At 71.3% G+C, this 22,395-nt stretch carries 21 protein-coding genes; 5 read left to right on the top strand and 16 right to left on the bottom strand.

Annotation, left to right across the window (positions count from 1 at the left end; translation table 11 throughout):
* Positions 1–27: 27 nt before the first annotated feature.
* Together AC1QRC_RS05585 and otsB are read left to right on the top strand one after the other, a co-directional pair.
* Complete coding sequence (locus AC1QRC_RS05585; RefSeq protein ID WP_484205808.1) at positions 28–1,500, top strand: alpha,alpha-trehalose-phosphate synthase (UDP-forming); 1,473 nt, start codon at positions 28–30, stop codon at positions 1,498–1,500.
* Positions 1,481–2,311, top strand: coding sequence for a trehalose-phosphatase (otsB, locus tag AC1QRC_RS05580; protein WP_484205807.1), 831 nt, complete (start codon positions 1,481–1,483; stop codon positions 2,309–2,311). Before AC1QRC_RS05585 ends, otsB begins: the two co-directional genes overlap by 20 nt.
* Here the strand turns inward: otsB and AC1QRC_RS05575 are convergent.
* The 4 genes from AC1QRC_RS05575 to AC1QRC_RS05560 all read right to left on the bottom strand — a co-directional run bounded on the left by AC1QRC_RS05575 (position 2,262) and on the right by AC1QRC_RS05560 (position 9,177).
* Positions 2,262–5,174 (bottom strand): alpha-amylase family glycosyl hydrolase, encoded by a 2,913-nt coding sequence (locus AC1QRC_RS05575; protein WP_484205806.1) that lies wholly within the window; start codon positions 5,172–5,174, stop codon positions 2,262–2,264. The genes otsB and AC1QRC_RS05575 overlap by 50 nt on opposite strands.
* A 4-nt stretch (positions 5,175–5,178) precedes the next feature.
* Complete coding sequence (locus tag AC1QRC_RS05570) at positions 5,179–6,096, bottom strand: sugar ABC transporter permease (protein ID WP_484205805.1); 918 nt, start codon at positions 6,094–6,096, stop codon at positions 5,179–5,181.
* Positions 6,096–7,703: an ABC transporter permease subunit gene (locus tag AC1QRC_RS05565; RefSeq protein ID WP_484205804.1), complete on the bottom strand. Its 1,608-nt coding sequence runs from the start codon at positions 7,701–7,703 to the stop codon at positions 6,096–6,098. Before AC1QRC_RS05565 ends, AC1QRC_RS05570 begins: the two co-directional genes overlap by 1 nt.
* A gap of 109 nt (positions 7,704–7,812) precedes the next feature.
* The gene (locus AC1QRC_RS05560; RefSeq protein WP_484205803.1) at positions 7,813–9,177 is read right to left on the bottom strand and encodes a sugar ABC transporter substrate-binding protein; all 1,365 of its coding nucleotides are present in this window, start codon (positions 9,175–9,177) and stop codon (positions 7,813–7,815) included.
* Positions 9,178–9,466: 289 nt separating this feature from the next.
* Here AC1QRC_RS05560 and AC1QRC_RS05555 point away from each other — a divergent pair, with 289 nt between their 5' ends.
* Together AC1QRC_RS05555 and AC1QRC_RS05550 are read left to right on the top strand one after the other, a co-directional pair.
* Positions 9,467–10,549, top strand: coding sequence for an ABC transporter ATP-binding protein (locus AC1QRC_RS05555; protein WP_484205802.1), 1,083 nt, complete (start codon positions 9,467–9,469; stop codon positions 10,547–10,549).
* Positions 10,550–10,708: 159 nt separating this feature from the next.
* Positions 10,709–11,962, top strand: a complete 1,254-nt coding sequence (locus AC1QRC_RS05550) for a DUF4032 domain-containing protein (RefSeq protein ID WP_484205801.1) — start codon at positions 10,709–10,711, stop codon at positions 11,960–11,962.
* A 6-nt stretch (positions 11,963–11,968) separates the two neighbouring features.
* Here the strand turns inward: AC1QRC_RS05550 and rlmB are convergent, their stop codons facing one another.
* The 11 genes from rlmB to AC1QRC_RS05495 form a co-directional block, all read right to left on the bottom strand.
* Positions 11,969–12,949, bottom strand: coding sequence for a 23S rRNA (guanosine(2251)-2'-O)-methyltransferase RlmB (gene rlmB, locus AC1QRC_RS05545; RefSeq protein ID WP_484205800.1), 981 nt, complete (start codon positions 12,947–12,949; stop codon positions 11,969–11,971).
* A 21-nt stretch (positions 12,950–12,970) separates the two neighbouring features.
* On the bottom strand, positions 12,971–14,392 hold the full coding sequence (cysS, locus tag AC1QRC_RS05540; RefSeq protein ID WP_484205799.1) for a cysteine--tRNA ligase: 1,422 nt from the start codon (positions 14,390–14,392) through the stop codon (positions 12,971–12,973).
* A gap of 70 nt (positions 14,393–14,462) precedes the next feature.
* Entirely contained in the window at positions 14,463–15,116 is a 654-nt protein-coding gene (locus AC1QRC_RS05535; RefSeq protein ID WP_484205798.1) for a GNAT family N-acetyltransferase, read from the bottom strand.
* A gap of 105 nt (positions 15,117–15,221) precedes the next feature.
* On the bottom strand, positions 15,222–15,362 hold the full coding sequence (locus AC1QRC_RS05530) for a hypothetical protein (RefSeq protein ID WP_484205797.1): 141 nt from the start codon (positions 15,360–15,362) through the stop codon (positions 15,222–15,224).
* A 307-nt stretch (positions 15,363–15,669) separates the two neighbouring features.
* Positions 15,670–16,377, bottom strand: coding sequence for a YidC/Oxa1 family membrane protein insertase (locus AC1QRC_RS05525; protein ID WP_484205796.1), 708 nt, complete (start codon positions 16,375–16,377; stop codon positions 15,670–15,672).
* A gap of 116 nt (positions 16,378–16,493) precedes the next feature.
* On the bottom strand, positions 16,494–16,802 hold the full coding sequence (locus tag AC1QRC_RS05520) for a DUF6412 domain-containing protein (protein ID WP_484206580.1): 309 nt from the start codon (positions 16,800–16,802) through the stop codon (positions 16,494–16,496).
* Positions 16,803–16,835: 33 nt separating this feature from the next.
* Complete coding sequence (locus AC1QRC_RS05515; RefSeq protein ID WP_484205795.1) at positions 16,836–17,468, bottom strand: MBL fold metallo-hydrolase; 633 nt, start codon at positions 17,466–17,468, stop codon at positions 16,836–16,838.
* Entirely contained in the window at positions 17,465–18,550 is a 1,086-nt protein-coding gene (locus AC1QRC_RS05510) for an S-(hydroxymethyl)mycothiol dehydrogenase (protein WP_484205794.1), read from the bottom strand. Before AC1QRC_RS05510 ends, AC1QRC_RS05515 begins: the two co-directional genes overlap by 4 nt.
* Before the next feature lie 91 nt (positions 18,551–18,641).
* On the bottom strand, positions 18,642–19,139 hold the full coding sequence (ispF, locus tag AC1QRC_RS05505; protein WP_484205793.1) for a 2-C-methyl-D-erythritol 2,4-cyclodiphosphate synthase: 498 nt from the start codon (positions 19,137–19,139) through the stop codon (positions 18,642–18,644).
* A complete protein-coding gene (ispD, locus tag AC1QRC_RS05500) occupies positions 19,136–20,320 on the bottom strand; it encodes a 2-C-methyl-D-erythritol 4-phosphate cytidylyltransferase (RefSeq protein ID WP_484206579.1) in 1,185 nt (394 codons plus the stop codon). Before ispD ends, ispF begins: the two co-directional genes overlap by 4 nt.
* Before the next feature lie 14 nt (positions 20,321–20,334).
* Positions 20,335–20,817, bottom strand: a complete 483-nt coding sequence (locus tag AC1QRC_RS05495; RefSeq protein ID WP_141784051.1) for a CarD family transcriptional regulator — start codon at positions 20,815–20,817, stop codon at positions 20,335–20,337.
* A gap of 232 nt (positions 20,818–21,049) precedes the next feature.
* Here AC1QRC_RS05495 and AC1QRC_RS05490 point away from each other — a divergent pair, with 232 nt between their 5' ends.
* Entirely contained in the window at positions 21,050–21,586 is a 537-nt protein-coding gene (locus AC1QRC_RS05490) for a hypothetical protein (protein ID WP_484205792.1), read from the top strand.
* A gap of 40 nt (positions 21,587–21,626) precedes the next feature.
* Here the strand turns inward: AC1QRC_RS05490 and phoU are convergent, their stop codons facing one another.
* On the bottom strand, positions 21,627–22,370 hold the full coding sequence (gene phoU, locus AC1QRC_RS05485; protein WP_484205791.1) for a phosphate signaling complex protein PhoU: 744 nt from the start codon (positions 22,368–22,370) through the stop codon (positions 21,627–21,629).
* Between the last annotated feature and the right edge of the window lie 25 nt (positions 22,371–22,395).

The following is a 22,395-nucleotide window of genomic DNA, read 5'->3' as shown; positions in this document are numbered from 1 at the left end:
GAAGAAGCGAACGCACGAGGAGCTCAGATGGTTTCAGGCGGACGCACCTTCGACACTGTCGTCGTGGCCAACCGGCTGCCCGTCGACCGTGTGGTCGACCACGAGGGACAGACCCAGTGGCGCACCAGCCCCGGGGGCCTGGTGACGGCGATGGACTCCGTCATGAGGCACCGCGACGGGGCGTGGGTCGGCTGGGCTGGTGACACCGGTGAGGCCCCGGCGCCGTTCGAGGGTGAGGGTGGCATGTACCTCGTCCCCGTCCCGCTCACGGGGCAGGAGCTTGAGGAGTACTACGAGGGCTTCAGCAACGCCACGCTGTGGCCGATCTACCACGACGTGATCGTGCCCCCGACCTTCCACCGCCGGTGGTGGGCCAGCTACGCACGGGTGAACCAGCGGTTCGCCGAGGCGACCGCGGCGGTGGCCGCCCGTGGTGCCACGGTGTGGGTGCACGACTACCAGTTGCAGCTGGTGCCCGCGCTGCTCCGGGACCTGCGCCCCGACCTGCGGATCGGCTGGTTCGACCACATCCCCTTCCCGCCCGTCGAGCTCTTCGGGCAACTGCCCTGGCGCGAGGAGTTGCTGCGCGGCCTGCTGGGCGCCGACTTCCTCGGGTTCCAGCGGCTGACCGACTCGGGCAACTTCATCCGGGCCTGCCGGCAGTTGCTCGGGACGACCAGCAAGGGCGAGGTCGTGCGGTGGGAGGGCGCCGACGACGAACTGCTCGGCGCCGCCCCGCGCACCGTCCGGGCCGGAGCGGTGCCGATCTCCATCGACGCCACCGGCCTGGAGGAGTTGGCGCGCACCCCCGCCGTCCAGGAGCGCGCCCAGGAGATCCGCGCCTCCCTGGGCAACCCCGGGACGGTGCTGTTGGGCGTGGACCGGCTGGACTACACCAAGGGCATCCGGCACCGCCTGCGCGCGGTCGCCGAGCTGTTGCAGGACGGCGACATCCACCCGCCCGAGGTCACGCTGATCCAGGTGGCCACCCCCAGCCGGGAGCGGGTCGCGGCCTACCAGGAGCTGCGCCACCAGATCGACGGCATGGTCGGTCGGATCAACGGTGACTACTCCGGGATCGGGCACGCCGCCGTGCACTACCTGCACCAGTCCTACCCGCGCGAGGAAATGGCGGCGCTGTTCCAGGCTGCCGACGTCATGCTGGTGACCCCGTTGCGGGACGGGATGAACCTGGTGGCCAAGGAGTATGTCGCGTGCCGGCACGACCTCGGGGGTGCGCTGGTGCTCAGCGAGTTCACCGGGGCCGCTCACGAGCTGCGCCAGGCTTACCTGTGCAACCCGCACGACATCGTCGGGTTGAAGCGTAAGATCCTGCTCGCGATGCGGGACGACCCTGCGGCCAAGCAACGGCGGATGCAGTCGATGCGGCGCCGGGTGTTCTCCCACGACGTCCAGACCTGGGCGCGCCGGTACCTGGGCGCGCTGCAGATGGCCCCCGAACGCCCTCCGAGGAGGTCCGGTGACGACCGGAAGGACTGAGCAGGCTCCCGCTCCCGAGGCACGACTGGCCTACGCCGCCGAGCACCTGCCTCTCCTGGTCGGGGTGGACTTCGACGGGACCCTGGCGCCCCTGGTCGATGACCCAATGCGGGCCGCACCGCTCCCCGGGTCGGTCGACCTGCTGGCGGCCCTCGCCGCGGTCCCCGACGTGACCGTCGCGCTGGTCTCCGGCCGGGAGCTGGCGGTGCTGGAGCAGCTCAGCGGCGCCACACCACCCCTGCTGCTGATCGGCTCCCACGGGGCTGAGACGCCATGGGCCCGGGATGAGGGGGTCGACCCGGCCGCGGCACGACGCCTGGCCGAGCTCGAGCACGGCATGCGCCGCATCGAGCAGGTCCACCCCGGGGTCCGTCTGGAGCGCAAGCCGACGGCGTTGGTGCTGCACACCCGGGGCCTGCCGGGGGACGTGGCCGCGGACGCCATCCAGGCCGCCGCCACGCTGGCCGCGCACCACCCGGGGGTGCATGTGACCCCGGGCAAGGACGTCCTGGAGCTAGCCGTCACCGAGGCCGGCAAGGGCCCGGCCCTGCTGGGCCTGGCCCGCCGGGTCGGGGCGGCGTCCGTGGTCTACCTGGGCGACGACGTGACCGACGAGCGCGCCTTCACCCACCTCGCCGAGCGGGCCCCCGCCGGCGTGGAGACACTGACCGTGAAGGTCGGGTCCGGCGAGTCCGCGGCCGACACCTGGGTCCCCGACGAGGACGCGGTGGTCGCGGCCCTGGGCACCCTCCTGGAGTCGCTCAGCGGGGGGCGGGGCCGGTCGAGCGGCGCAGCACCAACTCGGGGCTGAAGAGGTACTCCCTCCGCTCGGGGTTCGCCCCGCCCATCTGCTCCAGCACGGCAGAGACCGCGGCCTCGCTCATCCCCAGGACGTCCTGGCGGATGGTGGTCAGCGGCGGTTCGGTGAAGCCGATGAGCTGGGAGTCGTCGGAGCCGACGACGGAGACATCGCGGGGCACCTCCAGCCCGGCCTGACGGGCCGCGCGCACCACGCCCAGGGCCATCATGTCGGACCCACAGACCACCGCGGTCACGCCCCGCTCCAGCAGCCGCGCCCCTGCGGCACGCCCGCCCTCGACGCTGAACATCGTGGTGACGACCAGCTCGTCGATCTGCTCCGCGGGGAGCAGCCCGTCCATCGCCGCGCGGAACCCGGTCGTCTTGCGCTGTACCGGCACATACCGCGCCGGGCCGGTCGCCAGCCCGATGCGGGTGTGCCCCAGGTCCCGCAGGTGGCCGACGGCCAGCTGCACAGCGGACGCGTCGTCGTGGCTCACGAAGGTGGCGTCGATGTCCTCCCGGTAGCCGTTGACCAGCACGATCGGCAGGCCCCGCTCCCGGAGCCTGGCGTAGCGTGCGACCTCGGCCCGTGAGTCTGCGTGGTACCCGCTGATGAACAGGATGCTGGCCACGCCACGGTCCAGGAGCATCTGCACGTACTCGTCCTCGTGCACTCCACCGGGCGTCTGCGTGCACAGGACCGGGGTGTACCCGGCCGCGGCCAGGTGGGTCTCCACGGCCTGGGCGAACGCCGGGAAGATCGGGTTCGTCAGCTCAGGCACCACCAGGCCCACCAGTCCGGCGCTGCTGCGCCGCAACCGGCTGGGCCGCTCGTAGCCGAGCACGTCGAGCGCCGTGATGACGGCCTGCCTGGTGGCTGCGGCCACGCCGGGCTTGTCGTTCAGGACCCGGCTCACGGTGGCCTCACTGACCCCCGCGTAGGCCGCGATGTCGGCCAGCCGCCCGCTCACGACGCCGCCTCGTCCCACGCAGGGGCCCGCGTCGGGAGCGCCCACAGCCGGGCGAGCGGCCCGTCCGCGGCCAGCACGACGCAATCCCCGGTGGTCTCCGGTGCGGGTCCGACCAGGGCGTGCCCGTCCGTCCACGCCCGGGACCAGCCCGGCCGGCAGGGCAACGGGGTCGTGCGCCGCACGGGCCAGGTGCACCAGCACCGTCTGCTCGGGGTGCTCCCGGAGGAACACCAACGCGTCCTCACCGGTGTGCAGCCACCGCAACCCCCCGGCATACAGCGCGGGGTTGTCCCGGCGCGCCCGGATCAGGGTGCGGTAGATGGCATACAGGTCCTCGTCCCACAGGTCCGCGTCGACCCCACGGGCCGACCACGGCATCGGCCGGCGCCCGGCCTCGCCGAAGTCCCCGGGCATGCCGATCTCGTCGCCGTAGGTCACCATCGGGACGCCCGGCACCGCGAAGAGCATCGCGGCGGCGACGGTGGCGGTGGCCAGGTCCCCACCGACCAGGGTGCGCAACCGACTGGTGTCGTGCGAGCCGATGAGGTTGAAGGAGTTGACCCGGGAACGCCACGGCACGATTGCGCCGAACTCGTCGATGGTCCGCGCCACCGCCTCTCCCCCGAGCCGCGGCACCCGGACCGGGCTGCCCAGGAACTTGGGGGCGAAGCCCTCGTGCCGCAGCCAGGTCCACAGCGGCTTGGTGAAGCCGGAGTAGTTCATCACCCCGTGCCACCCGTCACCGGTCGCGTCGGCGCTGTGGTCGTGGGTGTGCTCGGCGATGAGCAGCGGCGCGCTCCCAGTCGCCTCCCCGACCTGGTCGACGGCCTCACGGATCTCCCGGGCGACCTCGTGGGCCAGGTCGGTGCCCTGGTACCGCCCCGTCATGTTGGCCACGTCGACCCGCCAGCCGTCCAGCCCGGCTCCCGGCGCCAGCCAGCGGCGGATGACCGAGTCGGGTGCGGCATACATCGCCTCCCGGAGGGCCGGCTCCCGGTAGTCCAGCTTCGGCAGGCTCGGCACGTCGAACCAGGTGACCCACTCACGGCGTGCGTGGGGGTCGCGCACGTACCAGCGGCCCGGGGGGCCGTCCGGCTCGGCGCGGGCGGCGCGGAACCATTCGTGCGCGTCACCGGTGTGGTTGGTGGTGATGTCCCCCAGCACGCGGATCCCGCGGGAGTGCGCCGCCTCCTGCAACCGGTGCAGCGCCGGCGTCCCGCCGAGCAGCGGGTCGACCTCGTCGAAGGTGCTCGCGTCGTAGCGGTGGTTGGATCGGGCCGGGAAGAACGGCGTCAGGTAGAGCACGTCCACGCCGAGGTCGACCAGGTGGTCCAGGTGGTCGACGATGCCGTCCAGGGTCCCGCCGTAGAGCTGGGTGGACCCCCGCTCGCGGCTCAGGTCGACCGCGTCGTCCCAGGCCGCGGGGTGCGCCCAGTCCGGCACGTCGTCCCGGGGACCGCCCGGGAGGCCCGCAGGCTCCACCGAGGAGTCCCGCGCGAACCTGTCGGGAAACACCTGGTAGACCACGGCCCGCTGCGCCCATTCCGGCGGCGCGGGGTAACTGACCAGGCGGAAGTCCGCGGCGTCGGGCACGTCGCGGTCGTGCAGCCCGGTGCCGTTGAGCCAGGCGTACCCGGTCTCGCCCCCGTCGAGGAGGAAACGGTAGTGGGTGACCGGGTTGTGGCAGACGAGCTCAGCCTGCCACCAGTCCTCCGCCTCCGACCCGGCGACCCGGCGTGCGTCGGTGAACGCCTGCTCGCCGTCCGGGGCGGTCCGCACGTGCACGCCGGTGATGCCTGCGGCGCGGGGTATGCGGATCCGCACCGACACGGTGTCACCCGGCCGGGGTGCTTGGTCGGAGACGTAGAGCGGTGATCCGTCGTGGTGGGGTTGGAGGGGCACGTCGTTACTTCACCGACCCCTGGGTGAGCCCGCCGATCAGTTGCCGCTGCAGGCCGAGGTAGACCAGCACGACCGGGATGGAGGCGAGCACCGCCCCGGCGACGAACTGGCCGAAGTAGGCGTTCTGGTCGGCGTTGCGGGTCTGCCACAGCCCGACGGCCAGGGTCTGCTGGTTGACGTCGGTGAGGAAGATGCTGGCCAGCAGGAACTCTCCCCACAGCCCGACGAAGGCCAGCATCGCCACGGTCGCCAGGATCGGGGTGACCAGGCGCAGCGTGATCGTGAAGAAGATGCGCGCGTGGGAGGCGCCGTCGATGTAGGCCGCCTCGTCCAGCTCCTTGGGCACCGTGTCGAAGTACCCCTTGAGCAGCCAGATGTTCGAGCCCATCGCCCCGCCGAGGTACACCAGGATCAGGCCGAGCAGGGTGTTCAGTCCCAGCGCGGGCAGCACCTGGCCGACGTTGGCGAAGGTGATGTAGAGCGCACCGAAGGCCAGCACCGCGGGGAACATCTGCATCAGCAGGATGAAGAGCAGCCCCGCGCGACGCCCCTTCCACCGCAGGCGAGAGAAGGCGTAGGCGGCACTGGCCCCCAGGAACAGGGTGCACACCGTCGCGACGACGCAGATGATGACCGAGTTGCGATACCAGGACCAGTAGGGCCGGGCCCGGTCGTTGAACAGGTCGTTGAAGTTGTCGAGCCCGAACACCGTGGGCATCAGCCCGGAGGTGGACAGCGTGCCCGCGTTGTTGAACGCCGAGGAAATGATGAACAGGATCGGGAAGAGCGCGAACGCCAGTGCCAACAGCGCCAGGGCGTGGCGCCACCAGACGCCGCCCCACCGGCTGGTCGAGGGCTCGTGCCGGTCCGGGTCGCCGGTGGCGGCCTCGAGTGCGGTCAGGTCCGTGGGTGTGGTGCTCATCAGTTCACGTCCTCCAGGGCCTTGGTGCGGCGGAATCCCTCATAGCTGATCAGGGCCACGATGATGAAGATGAAAACGGCGATGGCCGAGGCCAGGCCGAAGTTGGGCTGGGTGCCGCCCAGCGCCAGGCGGAAGGCCCAGGTGATCAGCAGGTCGGTGGAGCCGACCTGGCTCTGCCCGCCCTCGAAGGGTCCGCCCTCGGTCATCAGGTAGATCAGCCCGAAGTTGTTGAAGTTGAAGGCGAACGAGGCGATCAGCAACGGCCCGACCGCCACCAGCAGCAGCGGCATGATCACCGACCGGACGGTGCGGAATGGTCCGGCCCCGTCGATCTGCGCGGCCTCGCGCACGTCGTTGGGGATGGCCTGCAGGGCGCCGGTGCAGACGATGAACATGTAGGGGAACCCCAGCCACAGGTTCGTCAGCAGGAGCGCGAACCGCGCCCAGTTGCCGTCGCCCAGCCAGTTGATATGGAGCCCGGTCAGGTCGTTGATCAGCCCGAAGTCCTGGTTGAACATCGAGGCCCAGACCAGCGCGGTGACATAGACCGGCAGGGCGTAGGGCAGGATCAACAGCGAACGGTAGATCCCCTTGCCCTTCAACCGCGGGTCGTTGAACAGCAGGGCCAGCGCCATCCCGAGGATGAAGGTGCTGCCGACGGTGATCGCCGCGAAGGCGACGTTCCACACGAACACCTTGACGAATCCGGCGCGCAGCACCGGGTCGGTAAGCGCCCGGGTGTAGTTGTCGAACCCGACGTTCTCCTGCCACCCCTGCGGGAGGGCCGCCCCCTGACCGTCCTGCGGCACGAACCGGGCTCCCTCGGCGACATAGACCTGTCCGGTGACGGTGTCGGTGATGGTCTCCGTCGCGGGGTCGAAGACCTTGGTGGGCTCCCCGATGAAGGCCTCGGACAGCCCGATCGACTTGATGCCGCCGGAGTCGGTCGGCACCGCGAACTCGTTGAGGTCCGCCGTCCGGGCGTTGACCTCCGAGGCAGAGAGCACAACGAAGCCCTCGGCGGAGGTGATCCGGCCGGTCAGGCCCGACTCGACAGTGTCCGGGTCCAGCTCGGTCAGCCCCTCGAAGTCTCCGGCCAGGAACACCCCGTCGGGGTCGGTGAGCAGGTACACCAGGTCGCCGTCGGCGGGGTCCTGCCCCTCCGGGACGGCGATGTTGAGCGAGTAGCGGGTGGACCCCGGGACCTCCCGGACCGAGTTGGCCTCGATGGAGGCGATCGCCTCCTCCTGGGTGACCATGTGCCCGTCGCCGTAGTTGGTGAAGGACAGGCTCACCGTGTAGACCAGCGGCCAGATCTGCAGCGTGAGCATCAGCAGCACGCCCGGCAGGAGGTACTTCAGCGGGATCGCCCGCCGGGTGCCGTAGACGGCGAGGATGCACAGGCCGACGAAGGCGACCAGGACCACCCAGGCGACGTGACCCGCCTCGGCCAGCTGCATCGCGACGTAGACCGCGAGCAGTGCCGCCGCGGCGAGCATCACCCACTTCGTGACGGTCAGCCACCACGGAGGGCGCGAGGTGAACTCCAGGTGCTCGGGGTCCGTCAGGTCCGGGAGCGGCTCGGGCGGTGCGGTGGTCTGGGGCATCGTCGCCTCCGGGGCAGGTCAGCGGGACTGGTCAGGAGTAGGGGGACCGGGCAGACCCGTCCGGACCGTGGGGTTCACGGTCCGGACGGGCCTGTCACGGAAGGATCGTTCAGCCGATGGCGGAGACGATCTCGTCCTGCGCCAGCTGCAGCCGCTCGGCCGGGTCGTCACCACCGACGATGTCGGAGGTGGCCTGGCCCAGCGGGCCCCACACCGAGTTCATCGCCGGGATGTTCGGCATCGGCGGGGCACCCTCACCGGCGGTCGCCCAGGCGGCGATGTCCTCGTCGTCGGCCGACACGGCGTCCAGCGCCTCCTGCAGCGCCGGCGGGCGGTCACCGGCCTCGTAGAGCGCGACCTGCAGGTCGACGTTCGGCACGTACTTGTTCACGAACTCCTGGGCCAGGGTGGGGTTCTTGGCCTTGCTGGAGACGTAGAACATCTGCACCCCGAGGAACGGCACGGTCTCCCCACCGTCCTCGAAGTCCGGGATCGGGCTGATCGCGTACTCGATGCCGGCACCCTCGGCCGCGGCGATGGTCCACGGGCCACCGACGACGTAGGCCGACTTGCCCTCGGAGAACAGTGCCTCCAGGTTGTCGTGACCGACGTTGACGTTCAGCGCGCCCTCCTCGGCCATCCAGGCCATCTTTTCGCCACCCTGGACGGTCTCCTCGGAGCCCACGATGACGTTGTCGGCGTCCCAGCCGCCCTCGTCGTTGAGCCCGAAGATGCCGCCGCCGTAGGCGGACAGCCACGGGAAGGCGTTGTAGGCGTCGCCGGTCTGACCGACCGGGGACAGCATGACCTCCTCGGCCTCGCCGGACTCCACCAGCCCCTTGCCGTGCTCGACCAGGGCCTCCATCGTCTCCGGCTCGTCGGGGGCCAGGGCGGTGTTGCGGATCAGGCCCAGGCTCTCGGTGGCGTAGGGCACGCCATAGATCTGGCCGTCGAACTTGGTGGCCTCCAGTGCCTCCGGCACGAACGAGGCCTGCACGTCCTCCGACATCTGGATCGGGGAGACGGTGCCGTTCTGGACCAGCTCACCCAGCCAGTCGTGGGCGCCCACGATGACGTCCGGGCCCTGGTCGACGTTCGTGGCGTTCTTGAACTGCTCGCGCACGTCGGTGGCCACCTGCACCTGCACGGTGATGCCGAACTCCTCGCCGAACTGGTCGGCGAACTCGGTCAGGATGGGGGCGCGCACGTCGTCGGCCCAGATCACCAGCTCGGCGCTCTGGTCCCGGACGGGGGCCTCCTCTTCCTCCTCTTCGCCCTCGCCACCCTCGGCGCCCTCGTCGCCGGTCTCCTCCTCGGTGTCACCGGACTCTTCGCCGTCGGTGTCACCCTCGTCGGTGTCACCGTCGGCGGCCGCGGTGGTGTCGTCAGCGGGGTCCTCGGTGTCGCCACCGCAGGCACTGAGCAGCAGGGCCGCGATGCCGACCATCGCGACGGCACCGGTGGTGCGCTTCATATGTTCTCCTTCGAACAACGTTCAACCCGCCGGGAGGCGGGCACGGGCCACAGCGAGGGTCGCCGGGCTTCTGGGGCAAAGAACAGCATGACTTAGGTCACACCATGCTGCAAGATCTTGCAGGTTGCAGTACGGTAACAGACAGTCACGGCAGCGTCGCACGTGATCGGCTGTTGCCAGCCGGCCCGGGCGCCACCGCCGGGGCTACCTCGCGGGGCACCCGTCCCGAGGGGTTCCTTTACAACGGACCGTCCGGCACGTTCCTGCCGGTGAAGGAAGGCATGAGCTCATGGCAACAGTGACGTACGACGACGCTTCACGGGTCTACCCGGGCAGCGAGACCCCGGCGGTGGACCGCCTCAACATCGAGATCGCCGACGGGGAGTTCCTCGTCCTGGTCGGCCCCTCTGGCTGCGGCAAGTCCACCAGCCTGCGGATGCTGGCAGGACTGGAGGAGGTGACCTCCGGCCGGATCCTGATCGGCGACCGTGACGTCACCGCGATGCCACCCAAGGACCGCGACGTGGCGATGGTGTTCCAGAACTACGCGCTCTACCCCCACATGACCGTCGCCGACAACATGGGCTTCGCCCTGAAGATCGCCGGCAAGTCCAAGGCCGAGATCCGCCAGCGGGTCGAGGAGGCCGCCAAGATCCTGGACCTGGAGCCGTTCCTGGAGCGCAAGCCGAAGGCGCTGTCCGGTGGCCAGCGTCAGCGGGTGGCCATGGGTCGGGCGATCGTCCGCCAGCCCCAGGTGTTCCTGATGGACGAGCCGCTGTCCAACCTGGACGCCAAACTGCGCGTGCAGACCCGCACCCAGATCGCCTCCCTGCAGCGTCGGCTCGGCGTCACCACCGTCTACGTCACCCACGACCAGGTCGAGGCGATGACGATGGGCGACCGGGTCGCGGTCCTCAAGGACGGCGTCCTGCAGCAGTGCGACACGCCGCGGCGGATGTACGACCACCCCAACAACGTGTTCGTCGCCGGCTTCATCGGCTCCCCCTCGATGAACCTGATGGACGTCCCCGTCGCCGACGGCGGCATCAAGTTCGGTGACACCGTCCACGCGGTGGAGCGCGACACCCTCGGTGACGCCGGCAGCCACGTCGTCGTCGGGGTGCGCCCCGAGGACCTCACGGTCAACAGCGACGGCTCCGGCCTGGCCATCGAGGTGGACGTCGTCGAGGAGCTCGGCGCCGACGCCTACATCTACGGTCGTCAGCCCGGCGCCGCCCCGGACGCCAAGCCGTTCATCGCCCGGGTCGACGGCCGCACGCCTCCGATGAAGGGCGACGTCGTCCACTTCACCCCGAAGGCCGACCACGTCCACGTCTTCAACAGCGACTCCGGCGAGCGGCTCGGGGCCTGACCATTTTCATAGCGAGTTTGTCGCGCGGACCCGGCTTTTCGTAGCGGTTCTGCACGGTCCCGCACCGGGCCGCCGTCCCCTCGGGGCGGCGGCCCGTCCGGTGCGGGGCAGATCCGGACGGTCCGCGCGGACCCAGGGAAACAGGACTAGGGTTTGTCCATGCCGCTCGACATCACGGCTGCCCGCCCGGACCCGGCACTGCTGGACCTTCCCTGGTCGATCCCGCTGGAGGACTGGCCGGAGGACCACCTGGCTGCGCTGCCCCGCGGCATCTCCCGGCACGTGGTCCGGTTCGTCAAGCTCAGTGGCCGGGTGATCGCGGTCAAGGAGATCAAGGCCGACCTGGCCCGCCGCGAGTACACCACGCTGCAGGTGCTCCGCCGCCTCAACCAGCCGGCCGTCGAACCCCTCGGTGTCATCAGCGGGCGCACCGACGCCGACGGCAACGAGTTGGACGCCTGCCTGCTCACCCGCCACCTGAAGTTCTCCCTGCCCTACCGCGCGCTCTTCAGCCAGCGGCTGCGCCCGGACACCGCCCGGCGGGTGCTGGACGCCCTCGCCGTGCTCCTCGTCCGGCTGCACCTGGCCGGCTGCTTCTGGGGTGACGTCTCGCTGTCCAACACCCTGTTCCGCCGCGACGCCGGGGAGTTCTCCGCCTACCTGGTCGACGCGGAGACCGCGGAGCTGCACAGCCGACTCAGCGACGGCCAGCGGGAGCACGACCTGTTCATCGCCCACGGCAACATCGCCGGTGAGCTGATGGACCTCGAGGCCGGTGGCTTCTTCGACGAGCCGGTCGACCCCCTGGAGATCGCCGACCTGATCATGCACCGATACCGGCTTCTGTGGTCCGAGCTGACCGCGCCGGAGCGGTTCGAGACCGGGGACCGCTGGCGCGTCGACGACCGGATCCGCCGCCTCAACAACCTCGGCTTCGACGTCGGGGAGCTGGCCATCAGCACCGACCTGGACGGCACGCACATCCAGATCGAGCCCAAGATCGTCGATGCCGGGCACCACGCCCGCCGACTGCTGCGCCTCACCGGCCTCGACGTGGAGGAGAACCAGGCCCGACGGCTGCTGAACGACCTGGACGCCTTCCGGGCCGCGCTGAACCGGCAGAACGACGACGAGGAGCTGGTGGCGCACGACTGGCTCACCAGCATCTACGAGCCCATCACCCGGTCGGTGCCGCGCGAACTGCGCTACAAGCTGGAGCCTGCAGAGCTCTTCCACGAGCTGCTGGAGCACCGGTGGTACCTCTCGGAGCAGGCCGGACACGACGTGTCCCTGGAGGCGACCGTGCGGGACTACGCCAACACCGTGCTGCCGTCCAAGCCGGACGAGGTCGCCGTGCTCGGCATCGACACCCAGGCCATCCCGATCCGGGCCGAGCGCGGCTACACCGGCTGAGCGCCCTCAGACCGCGCCGGAGCGCTGCCGTGCGATCTCGTAGAGCGTCACACCCGTCGCGATCCCGGCGTTCAGCGACTCGGTGACCCCGCTCATGGGGATGGACACGACCTGGTCGCAGGTCTCCCGGACGAGCCGGGACAGGCCCTTGCCCTCGGATCCGACCACGACCACCAGCGGCTGGTCCGCGAGCGCCAGCCCGGGCAGGTCCACGTCGCCGTCGGCGTCGAGCCCGACGACGAAGCACCCGGCCTTGCGGTAGGCCTCCAGGGTGCGCGTCAGGTTGGTCGCCAGCGCGACCGGGATGCGCGCCGCCGCGCCCGCGGAGGTCTTCCACGCGGCGGCCGTCATCCCGGCCGAGCGTCGCTCCGGCACCACCACACCGTGCCCGCCGAAGGCACCGGCGGAGCGGATGATGGCCCCCAGGTTGCGGGGGTCGGTGATCCCGTCGAGGGCCACGATCAGGGGCTGTCCCGGCAGCTCCACGTGCAGCAGGTCCTCGGGGTGGAGATAGTCATACGGCGGCACCTGGATGGCCAGTCCCTGGTGGACCGCGCCGTCGGTCAACCGGTCCAGCTCCCCGCGCGGGGTCTCCAGCACCGGGATGTCCCGCTCGGTGGCCAGGGTGATCGCCTCGCGCACCCGGTCGTCGGAGTCGATCCGGGACGCGACGTAGAGGGTGCTCGCGGGCACGTGGGTGCGCAGGGCCTCGAGCACCGGGTTGCGGCCCGCGACGACCTCGGTCGACCCCTTCGCGGACCGGCGCCCGTCCCGAGACCGTCCGTCGCGGCCTCCTCCCCGGGTCTCAGCGGCCTTCTCGGCGCGCCGGGCGGCTCGTGCCGCCGGGTGGTTGGGCCGTCGGTCGGCAGCCTTGGGCGTGGGTCCCTTGCCCTCCAGGCCGCGCCGGCGCTGCCCGCCACTGCCCACGGTGGGGCCCTTCTTGGAGCTCTTGCGCACCGCACCGCGGCGACGGGAATTGCCGGCCATTCGGCATACCTCTCTCGTGACTCAGCCACCCACGGACCAGCGGGCGCCGGCCGGGGTGTCCTCGATGGCGATCCCGAGCCCCGTGAGCTCGTCCCGGATCGCGTCGGCGGCGGCGAAGTCCTTGTCCGCGCGGGCCGCCGCGCGGGCCTCCAGCCGCGCCTGCACCAGGGCGTCCAGCACCTCCGAGCCCCGGTCGGGGCCCTGCGTCCACTGCGCCGACCGGGGGTTGACCCCGAGCACCTCGCTCATGGCGAGGACCTGCTCGAGGGTATGCCGCACGGTCGCCTCGTCCCGGGTGCCCGCCTCGAGCGCGCGGTTGCCCTCCCGCACCTGGCCGAAGAGCACCGCGAGGGCCTCCGAGACGTTCAGGTCGTCGTCGAGCGCGGCGGCAAAGTCCTGGTGCAACGCGACGTCGGCCAGCAGGACCTCCGGCTCCCCGACGGCCTCCACCGCACGCTGCAGGAACGACTCGATCCGTTCCACGGCGGCCTGTGCCTCGGCGAGGGAGTCCTCGCCGAACTCGATGGTGGACCGGTAGTGCACCGCGGTCAGGTAGTAGCGCAGCACCAGGGGCCGCACCTGCTTGGTCAGCTCGGACACCACGAGCGAGTTGCCCAGCGACTTGCTCATCTTCTCGCCGCTGATGGTGACCCAGGCGTTGTGCAGCCAGAACTGCGCGAAGCCCAGCCCGGCGGCCCGGGACTGCGCCTGCTCGTTCTCGTGGTGCGGGAAGCGCAGGTCGACCCCGCCGCCGTGGATGTCGAAGGAGTCGCCGAGATACTTGCGCGCCATCGCCGAGCACTCCAGGTGCCAGCCGGGACGGCCCCGCCCGTATGCCGTGGGCCAGCTGGCCGTGTCCGGCTCCTCAGGCTTGGCCCCCTTCCACAGCGCGAAGTCACGCGGGTCGCGCTTGCCCCGGGGGTCGGCGTCGGCCGCGGGCTCCATGTCCTCGATCTTCTGCCGGGTCAGCTCGCCGTAGGCGGGGAAGGAGCGCACGTCGAAGTAGACGTCGCCGCTGCCGTCGTCCGCGGGGTAGGCGTGGCCGCGTTCGACGAGGAGGTCGATGAGCTCGATCATCTCCGTGATGTGACCGGTGGCCCTGGGCTCGTAGGTGGGCGGCAGCACCCCGAGGGTCTCCAGCGCCTGGGTCGTGGCCCGTTCGTGGGTGTAGCTCCACGCCCACCAGGGGGTGTCGTGCTCGGCGGACTTGCGCAGGATCTTGTCGTCGATGTCGGTGACGTTGCGCACCAGCGTGACGTCGTAGCCGTGGCCGCGCCCCAACCAGCGGCGCAGCACGTCGAAGGCGACCGCGAACCGGACGTGGCCGATGTGGGGGTCGCCCTGCGTGGTAAGCCCGCAGATGTAGATGCCGACCTTCCCCGGGTGGAGGGGTCGGAAGTCCCGCAGTTCACGGGTGGCGGTGTCGTACAGGCGCAGGCTCACGCTGGCTAGGTTACAAGCGCGGGAGGGCAGTCGAGGACCGGTGGGGCGGAGACGGCGGTCGGGCCGGTGCTCAGGGGTCCAACCCCATGGCCCTCCGCACCGGCGCCAGCCCCTCCACCTGGAGCGGGTGGGCGCCGGGCACGAAGTCGTCCGGGGTGAGCAGCAGGGTCTGGTTCAGGGCCAGCTCGCCCTCGCGGCGCTGCAGCCGGCGCACCCCGCCGGCCCGGTAGCCCACCTTGCGGCTCACCGCGAGAGAGGCGGGGTTGTCCAGGAACGCCCCGGAGGTGACCTCCGCCGCGTCCAGGTGGTCGAACGCGAAGGCACACATCACCTGGCGCATCGCCGTGCCGATCCCGCGGCCGTGGTGGGCCAGCCCCAGCCAGGACCCGGTCTCGGCGGTCCGGGTCACCAGGTAGTTGCTGGCCTCCAGCCCCTGGCAACCGACCAGCACGCCCTCGTGCCACACGCCCAACTGCAGGCTCCACTCCGCGGGACGGAAGTCGGCGCGGGCCCGCCAGTGGTAGGCGGCAGTGTTGCGCACCAGTTCCTCGGGCGGGGCGTCGGTCCACGGGAAGTAGAACGGCATGGTCTCCGGCGGGTGGATCCCCTGCAGCACCAGGTCGCAGACGTCCACGAGGTCCTCGTCGGTGATTCCGCGCAGCTCGAGGGGGCCGGCGCTGATGCGCAGGTCGAGCACCGGGCAGAGGTCGGCGAGGGTCGTCACGGCACGAGGATCACACAGGGCACGGTCGGGCGGCACCCGGTTTCCCCGGAGGCGAACCGGTGACGGCGGGCCCGATGCCCGGCAATCGCGGCTCGCGGCGACCGGCTACTCGGTCACCGACTGCGCCCGGAAGTACCCGTTCGTCATCTGCCGGACGTCGAACTTCTCCCCGTTGTCGCAGGCGAAGGTCATCTGGATCGGGAGCCCCTCCATCGAGACCCCGTAGGCACCCTGCTGCGCGCCCATACGGTCACACTTGTGATCGACGATCCACTGGCCGGCTGCCTGGAGGCTGACGAACGACTGGTCCTCCAGCGACTCCTCGGCGGTCCACGGACCACGGTGTGCGGACGAACCTGGCAGGAGACCGTCGCGCGTCTGTCGCGGCCCGGCGACCGGTGGCCGGCCGGAACCGCCCCCTGCAACACCCCAGCCCCTCCAGAGCGTCCGGAGGAGAGACCCCGGAGTCTGCCAGGGACCGGGGATCGGGCCGCGACGGAGGGGGCGGCCCGATCCCGGCCTTCCGGCGCGGCCCCCGGTGTGCCGGGTGACGTCATACGGTGATCGTGCGACGCACCTGGGCCCGCTCGCACAGGGTCCAGAAGGCGCTCGTCACCAGGTAGAGCCCGGTGCCCAACGGCAGCGCCACGACAGCCAGGACCGTGCCGAAGGACATCACCGGCAGGATGCGGTTCATCGTCGCCGCGACCTCCATCTGACGGGGGTCGGTGCCGGTCGCCGGGCCGGCCTCGGCCAGGACCGTCCTGGTCTGCCGCATGATCAACCAGGCCACGACCAGGGCGACCACCACCAGGACGGCGAACACCCAGACCCCGCTGCCGGCGGTGACCACGTGCGCCGTCAACGGCACCCCCGCGAACGTGTGGTGCAGCAGCGCGTTCGCGTGGCCGGCGATCTGCGGGGCGCTGCACAACCGGTAGACCACGCCGAACACCGGCAGCTGGAGCAGTGCCGGCAGGCATCCCGCGACGGGCGAGACGCCCTCACGGGTATGCAGCTCCATCAGCTCGGTGCGCAGCCTCTCGGGGTTCTTCTTGTGCCGCTCCTGCAGTTCCCGGATCTGCGGGGACAGGCGCCGCCGGTGCAGGCCGGCGCGGTAGGTGGCCCGGTTCAGCGGGTGCAGGGCCAGGCGGACGATCACGGTGAGCAGCACGATGCACACCGGCATCGGCAGCCACTGGGACATCGCCTCGATGAGGTCGTGGACGGGCAGCAGGACGGGGTCGAGAAAGGCGAACATGGGGGAACCTCCGGGGTGGCGCGAGTGCGGGACGCGTCTGGGGGTCCCTCCCGGGGCGTCGGCGACCTCGGTCGACGACGGGTGCTCCGCGCGGGCTCAGCAGTGCCGGCGCAGGGTCAGGCGGGTGCCCCCGTGGGGACTCGCCCTGGTGCCCTCGGCTGCGGCCGCCCGGGCAGACCGGGGTCCCGCAGCGGCAGGGGGATCCGGCTCCAGGCGCGGTGCCGGCAGCCGAAACCGTCGCTGCGCACCAGGCCCGCGGGCCCGACGGGCGCTTTCCCGGCGCGCCGGCCGATCCCGGCGAGGAGCATCACGCCCACGCCGAGCACCAGGCTGGCCGGGTCGCCGGTCCACACCAGGAGCGAGCCGAGGAGGACGCCGAGCAGCACGGCCACCAACGACCGCACGTAGGCCCGCTCCACCACCATGCTCACGACCCCGATTCTACGGGGTCGCGGCGCTCAGTGGCCCCGGTCGATCCACTCCTGCAGGTGGGGCGCCTCGTCCCCGACGGTGGTGGAGTCCCCGTGCCCGGTGTGGACGACGGTCTCCGGTGGCAGCGTCAGCAGCCGGTCCCGGATGGAGTCGATGATCGTCGGGAAGTCGCTGAACGAACGACCGGTCGCGCCGGGGCCGCCCTGGAACAGGGTGTCCCCGGTGAAGACCACGCCCAGGGAGGGGACGTGGAAGCACACGGCCCCGGGGCTGTGCCCAGGAGTGTGCAGCACCGTCACGTCCGCGCCGGCCAGGGTGATCACCTGGCCGTCGGACAGCTCCGCGTCGGGGGCCTGCGCGTGCACCCGGTCCCACAGCTCGCGGTCGCCGGGATGCAGGTATGCCGGGGCGCCGGTTGCCGCCGCCAGGTCGGCCAGGGCGTCGATGTGGTCGTCGTGGGCGTGCGTGCACAGGACGGCCAGCACAGTGCGCTCTCCCACCAGGTCCCGGATCGCGGCGGCGTCGTGCGGGGCGTCGATCACCACGCACTCGTCGTCGTCACCGAGCACCCACACGTTGTTGTCGACGTCCCACGTGCCACCGTCCAGGCTGAACGTGCCCGAGGTGATCGTGTGGTCGACCCGCAGTTGCCCGCTCACAGCTCCACCACCGAGCGCAGCACGCCACCGGCGTGCATCTTCTCGAAGGCGCCCTCGACCTGGTCCAGCCCGATCTTCTCGGTGACGAACGCGTCGAGGTCGAACCGTCCCTGCCGGTAGAGGTCCACCAGCATCGGGAAGTCCCGGGACGGCAGGCAGTCGCCGTACCAGCTGGACTTCAGCGCGCCACCGCGGCCAAACACCTCCAGCAGCGGCAGCTCGATCCTCATGTCCGGGGTCGGGACCCCGACGAGCACGACGGTCCCGGCGAGGTCGCGGGCGTAGAACGCCTGCTCGTAGGTCTCCGGGCGGCCCACCGCGTCGATCACGACGTCGGCGCCGAACCCGCCGGTCAGCTCCCGGATCGCCTCGACCGGGTCGGTGTCCTTGCTGTTCACCGTGTGCGTGGCGCCGAAGCCGCGGGCGCCCTCCAGCTTGCGGTCGTCCACGTCCACCGCGATCACGGTGGTGGCACCGGCCAGGACGGCGCCGGCGATGGCGGCATCCCCGACCCCGCCGCAGCCGATGACCGCCACGGAGTCACCGCGGGTCACCCCGCCGGTGTTCACGGCCGCGCCGAAGCCGGCCATCACACCGCACCCGAGCAGCCCGGCTGCCGCGGCGGAGGCCTCCCGGTCGACCTTGGTGCACTGCCCCGCGGCCACCAGGGTCTTCTCGATGAAGGCCCCGATGCCCAGCGCGGGGGACAGCTCGGTGCCGTCGGTGAGGGTCATCTTCTGGGTGGCGTTGGCGGTGTTGAAGCAGTACCAGGCCTCACCCTTGGCGCAGGCCCGGCACTGGCCGCACACGGCCCGCCAGTTCAGGATCACGAAGTCCCCCGGTGCGACGTCGGTGACGCCCTCCCCGACCGCCTCCACGGTCCCGGCGGCCTCGTGGCCGAGCAGGAACGGGAACTCGTCGTTGATCCCGCCCTCCCGGTAGTGCAGGTCGGTGTGACAGACGCCGCACGCCTCGACCCGGACCACCGCCTCGCCCGGGCCGGGGTCGGGCACGATGACGTCCACGACCTCGACGTCGGCTCCCTTGCTGCGGGCGATGACGCCCTTCACGGTGCTGGGCACGGTTCCTCCTGCGCTTGCTCAGTGGGTCTGGCCTCAATGTATGCCGTGTCCGTCCCGGCGGCGAGGGGGGTGTCAGCTCGCGTGGGGCGTGTCAGGCCCCGGGCACGACGAGGGCCGTGGCGATCGCCGCGACCCCTTCCCCCCGCCCTGTCAGGCCCAGCCCGTCGGTGGTGGTGGCCGACACCGACACCGGGGCCCCGGCGAGGGCGGCCGACATCGCCGCCCCGGCCTCAGCCCGACGGGGGCCCACCTTGGGCCGGTTTCCGATCACCTGGACGGCCACGTTGCCGACCGTCCAGCCGGCCGCCTGCAGGAGCCGCAGCACCTCGGCGAGCATCTGGGTCCCCGAGGCCCCCGCCATCTCGGGCCGGTCGGTGCCGAAAACCGACCCGAGGTCGCCCAGTCCCGCGGCCGACAACAGGGCGTCGCAGGCCGCGTGCGCGGCGACGTCACCGTCGGAGTGTCCCTCGATCCCCTGCTCACCCGGCCACTCCAGGCAGGCGAGATGGAGCGGCCGGTCGTCCTCGGCATACCGGTGGACGTCCACCCCGGTCCCCACCCGCGGCACGGACGGGTCACGACCGTTCATCCCACGGCCTCCTCGATCAGGGCGAGGACCGCGGCCACGTCGTGCACGCCGGTGTCGATCGTCACGGGGTCCTGCGGCCAATCGCGGTAGTCCCGGTCGCGGACCTCTCCCCAGTTGGGCGTCTGGTGGCCCACGATGTCGGCAGGGCGCTCCTCCACGCGGCGCCGGTGCTCTGCCGTGTCGCGGCAGACCAGCTCCACCTGGACCAGGCGGGCCCCGGTTGCCTCGGCCACCCGCGCCCACGCGGCGCGCGTCTGCGGCACCGGGTTGACGGAGTCGGCGACGACCGACAGGCCCAGCCGCAGCTGGTCGGCGGCGAGCTCGTAGGCCGCGGCGTACCCCAGCACCCCCACGTCCGAGTAGGCACCGGCCCGGACCAGCGCCTGCTCCAGGGTGTCGACCCGCACGTGCGCCGCCCCGTGCCGTGCCGCCCAGGCCCGCGCCGTGGTCGTCTTGCCCGCCCCGGGCAACCCAGCCAAGACCAGGAGTACCGGCCTGCGCCGGGTGTCACCGCCCTGGGACAACCACCCTTCCACGACCCGCAGGTCGGCGGACGTGGTCACCTTCAGGGCCCGCGGGTCCCCGGCGACGACGTGCACGGCAGGGCCGAGGCGCTCGACCAGGCCGGCGTCGTCGGTGACCGGGCCCGGGCCGGCCTGCTCATGGGCCCGCACCAGGGTCTCGCGCAGGAAACCCTGCGGGGTCTGGACGGCCCGGAGCCCGCCACGTTCGAGGGTGCCGAGCACCCGCCCTTCGGCGTCGACTGTCTTGATCGTGTCGGCGACGGGGAGCCCGGGGACCACGGCCGCGTGACCGGACCGCACGGCCCCGACCACGCGGTCGAACACCCCGACAGGAGTCAGTGCACGGGCGGCGTCGTGGACCAGCACGATCCCGACCTCGTCGGTGAGCGCGGCCAGGCCGGCCGCCACCGAGTCGCTGCGCTCCGCGCCACCGGCCACCAGGGTGACCCGGAGGGGGGTGGGAGGGTCCGGTGCCAGGTCGAGGGCGTCCCGGAATTCGGTCATCGCCTCGCTTGGCGCCACGACGACGACCTCGGTCACGTCGGGACAGGACAGCACCCCGCGCAACGCGTGCGTCACGAGCGGGGTGCCGTGCAGGGCGACCAGTCCCTTGGGACGGTCGGCCCCGAGCCGGGTGCCCTGGCCTGCTGCGACCAGGATGACCCCGACGTTCAGGAGGCCAGGACCTCGTCGAGCGTCGCCTCGGCCTTGTCCTCGTTGGTCTTCTCCGCCAGCGCCAGCTCGGACACCAGGATCTGGCGGGCCTTGTTGAGCAACCGCTTCTCACCGGTGGAGAGCCCGCGGTCCTTGTCGCGGCGCCACAGGTCGCGCACGACCTCGGCCACCTTCACAACATCGCCGGAAGCCAGCTTCTCCAGGTTCGCCTTGTAGCGGCGGGACCAGTTGGTCGGCTCCTCGGTGTGCTCGGCGCGCAGCACCTCGAACACCTTGTCCAGACCTTCCTTGCCGACGACGTCACGGACACCGACGAGGTCGCAGTTCTCGGCCGGAACCTCGATGGTGAGGTCCCCCTGGGCTACCTTGAGCTTGAGGTAGAGCTTCTCCTCACCCTTGATGGTGCGCGTCTTCATTTCTTCGATAAGTGCGGCCCCGTGGTGTGGGTACACAACAGTCTCGCCGACCTTGAACGTCATCTTCAGTGAGCCCCTTTCGCGGAACTCTAGGATACCACGCGTGGCATGGATCACTAAATGACATGACTGGCATTTGCGCTGGTCAGGGCACTAGCAGGGGCTTGACAGACCAACGTGTGAGGAGTATGTCGCACGCGTCCGTCGCGGCCTCTCGCGCGCCCATGAGAGGCACCGGACCGGATCGTCGGAGTGCCACCGGACGGGGGCGGGGACGGACGGTAGGCTGACCCTCGTGACGACTCGACGTGGACTGCTGAGCACCGGCACCGGACGCACCGTGGCCGCCGCACTGGGCCTGGTGGCAGGGGCCGCGCTGGCCGGGTGCCAGATGGCCTCCCCGCTGACGACCGACCTGGACTACGAACCTGCCGATGGCGTCTCCGTCTATGTGGATGACGTCGTGGTGCGGGACCTCATCGTGGTGTCCGAGGCGGCCGGCTCCGAGGGCCGGGTGACCGGGCTCGCGGCCAATCGCGGCAGCGAGCCGGCCTCGGTCACCGTGGTGCTGGGCGACGCCGCGCTGATGCCGACCCTGGAGATCCCCGCCGGGGGCGCGGTCCGCCTCGACGGCACGGCGCTGGGGCAGGCCGAGCCCGGCGAGGCGATGACCATCGCCTCGGTCCCCAGCGAACCGGGTGCTTACCTGGACCTGCGCGTGTCCGTGGCCGGCGGCGGCTCGGAGTCCGCGGCGGTGCCGGTGCTGACCCCGGACCCGCCCTACGACCAGATGGGGAGCACGGCCGACCAGGACGAGGTCACCGGCCGCTGATCTCCCGCGCGGTGCCCCTCCCCAGCGGACCCCTTCGGGCTCAGGAGGTGGCGACCTCGCCGTCCTGCGGCACCCGCACGGGTGCCGTCGTGCTGGCGCTGTGGGCCGTCCGCTCGTCGAGCCTGTCGTCGAGGGCGTCCTCACCGTCGTACTCGCCGGTGGCGAGGTAGACCACGCGCTCGGCGATCGACACCGCGTGGTCGGCGAACCGCTCGTAGTAGCGGCTGAGCAGGGTGGCGTCGATGGCCGATTCCACGCCGTACTCCCACTCCTCGGACAGCAGCGCGGCGAACACCTGCCGGTGCAGTTCGTCGATGGTGTCGTCGTCCCGGTGCAGCTCCGCGGCACCCTCGACGCTGGAGGTGGCCAGGATCTGTCCCGTCTTCGTGGTCATCCGGACGGCGACCTGCGACATCTCCGTGAAGGTCGCCCGCAGTGCCGGCGGGACGACCGAGTTCGGGTAGCGCAGCCGGGTCAGCTTGGCCACGTGCCGGGCCAGGTCGCCCATCCGCTCCAGGTCCGAGCTCATCCGCATCGCCGTCACCAGGATCCGCAGGTCGGTCGCGACCGGCTGCTGGCGGGCGAGCGAGTCGACGGCCCGCAGGTCCAGCTCGCGCCGCACCTGGTCGATGTGCTCGTCGGCCGTGATGACGCTCTCGGCGAGCTCCAGGTCGGCGTCCATCAGCGCCTGGGTGGCTCGGGTGAGCGCGGACGAGGCCAGCCGTGTCATCTCCACCAGTTGGTCGGAGATGAACTGCAGCTCCTCGTCGAAGGCCTTGCGCATGGTGTTTCCTCTCCACGGGGGTCCA

The organism is Ornithinicoccus sp. (assembly GCF_057176825.1).
Note: the sequence above shows the minus strand (reverse complement) of the source record. Positions and strands in the feature narration are given on the sequence as shown.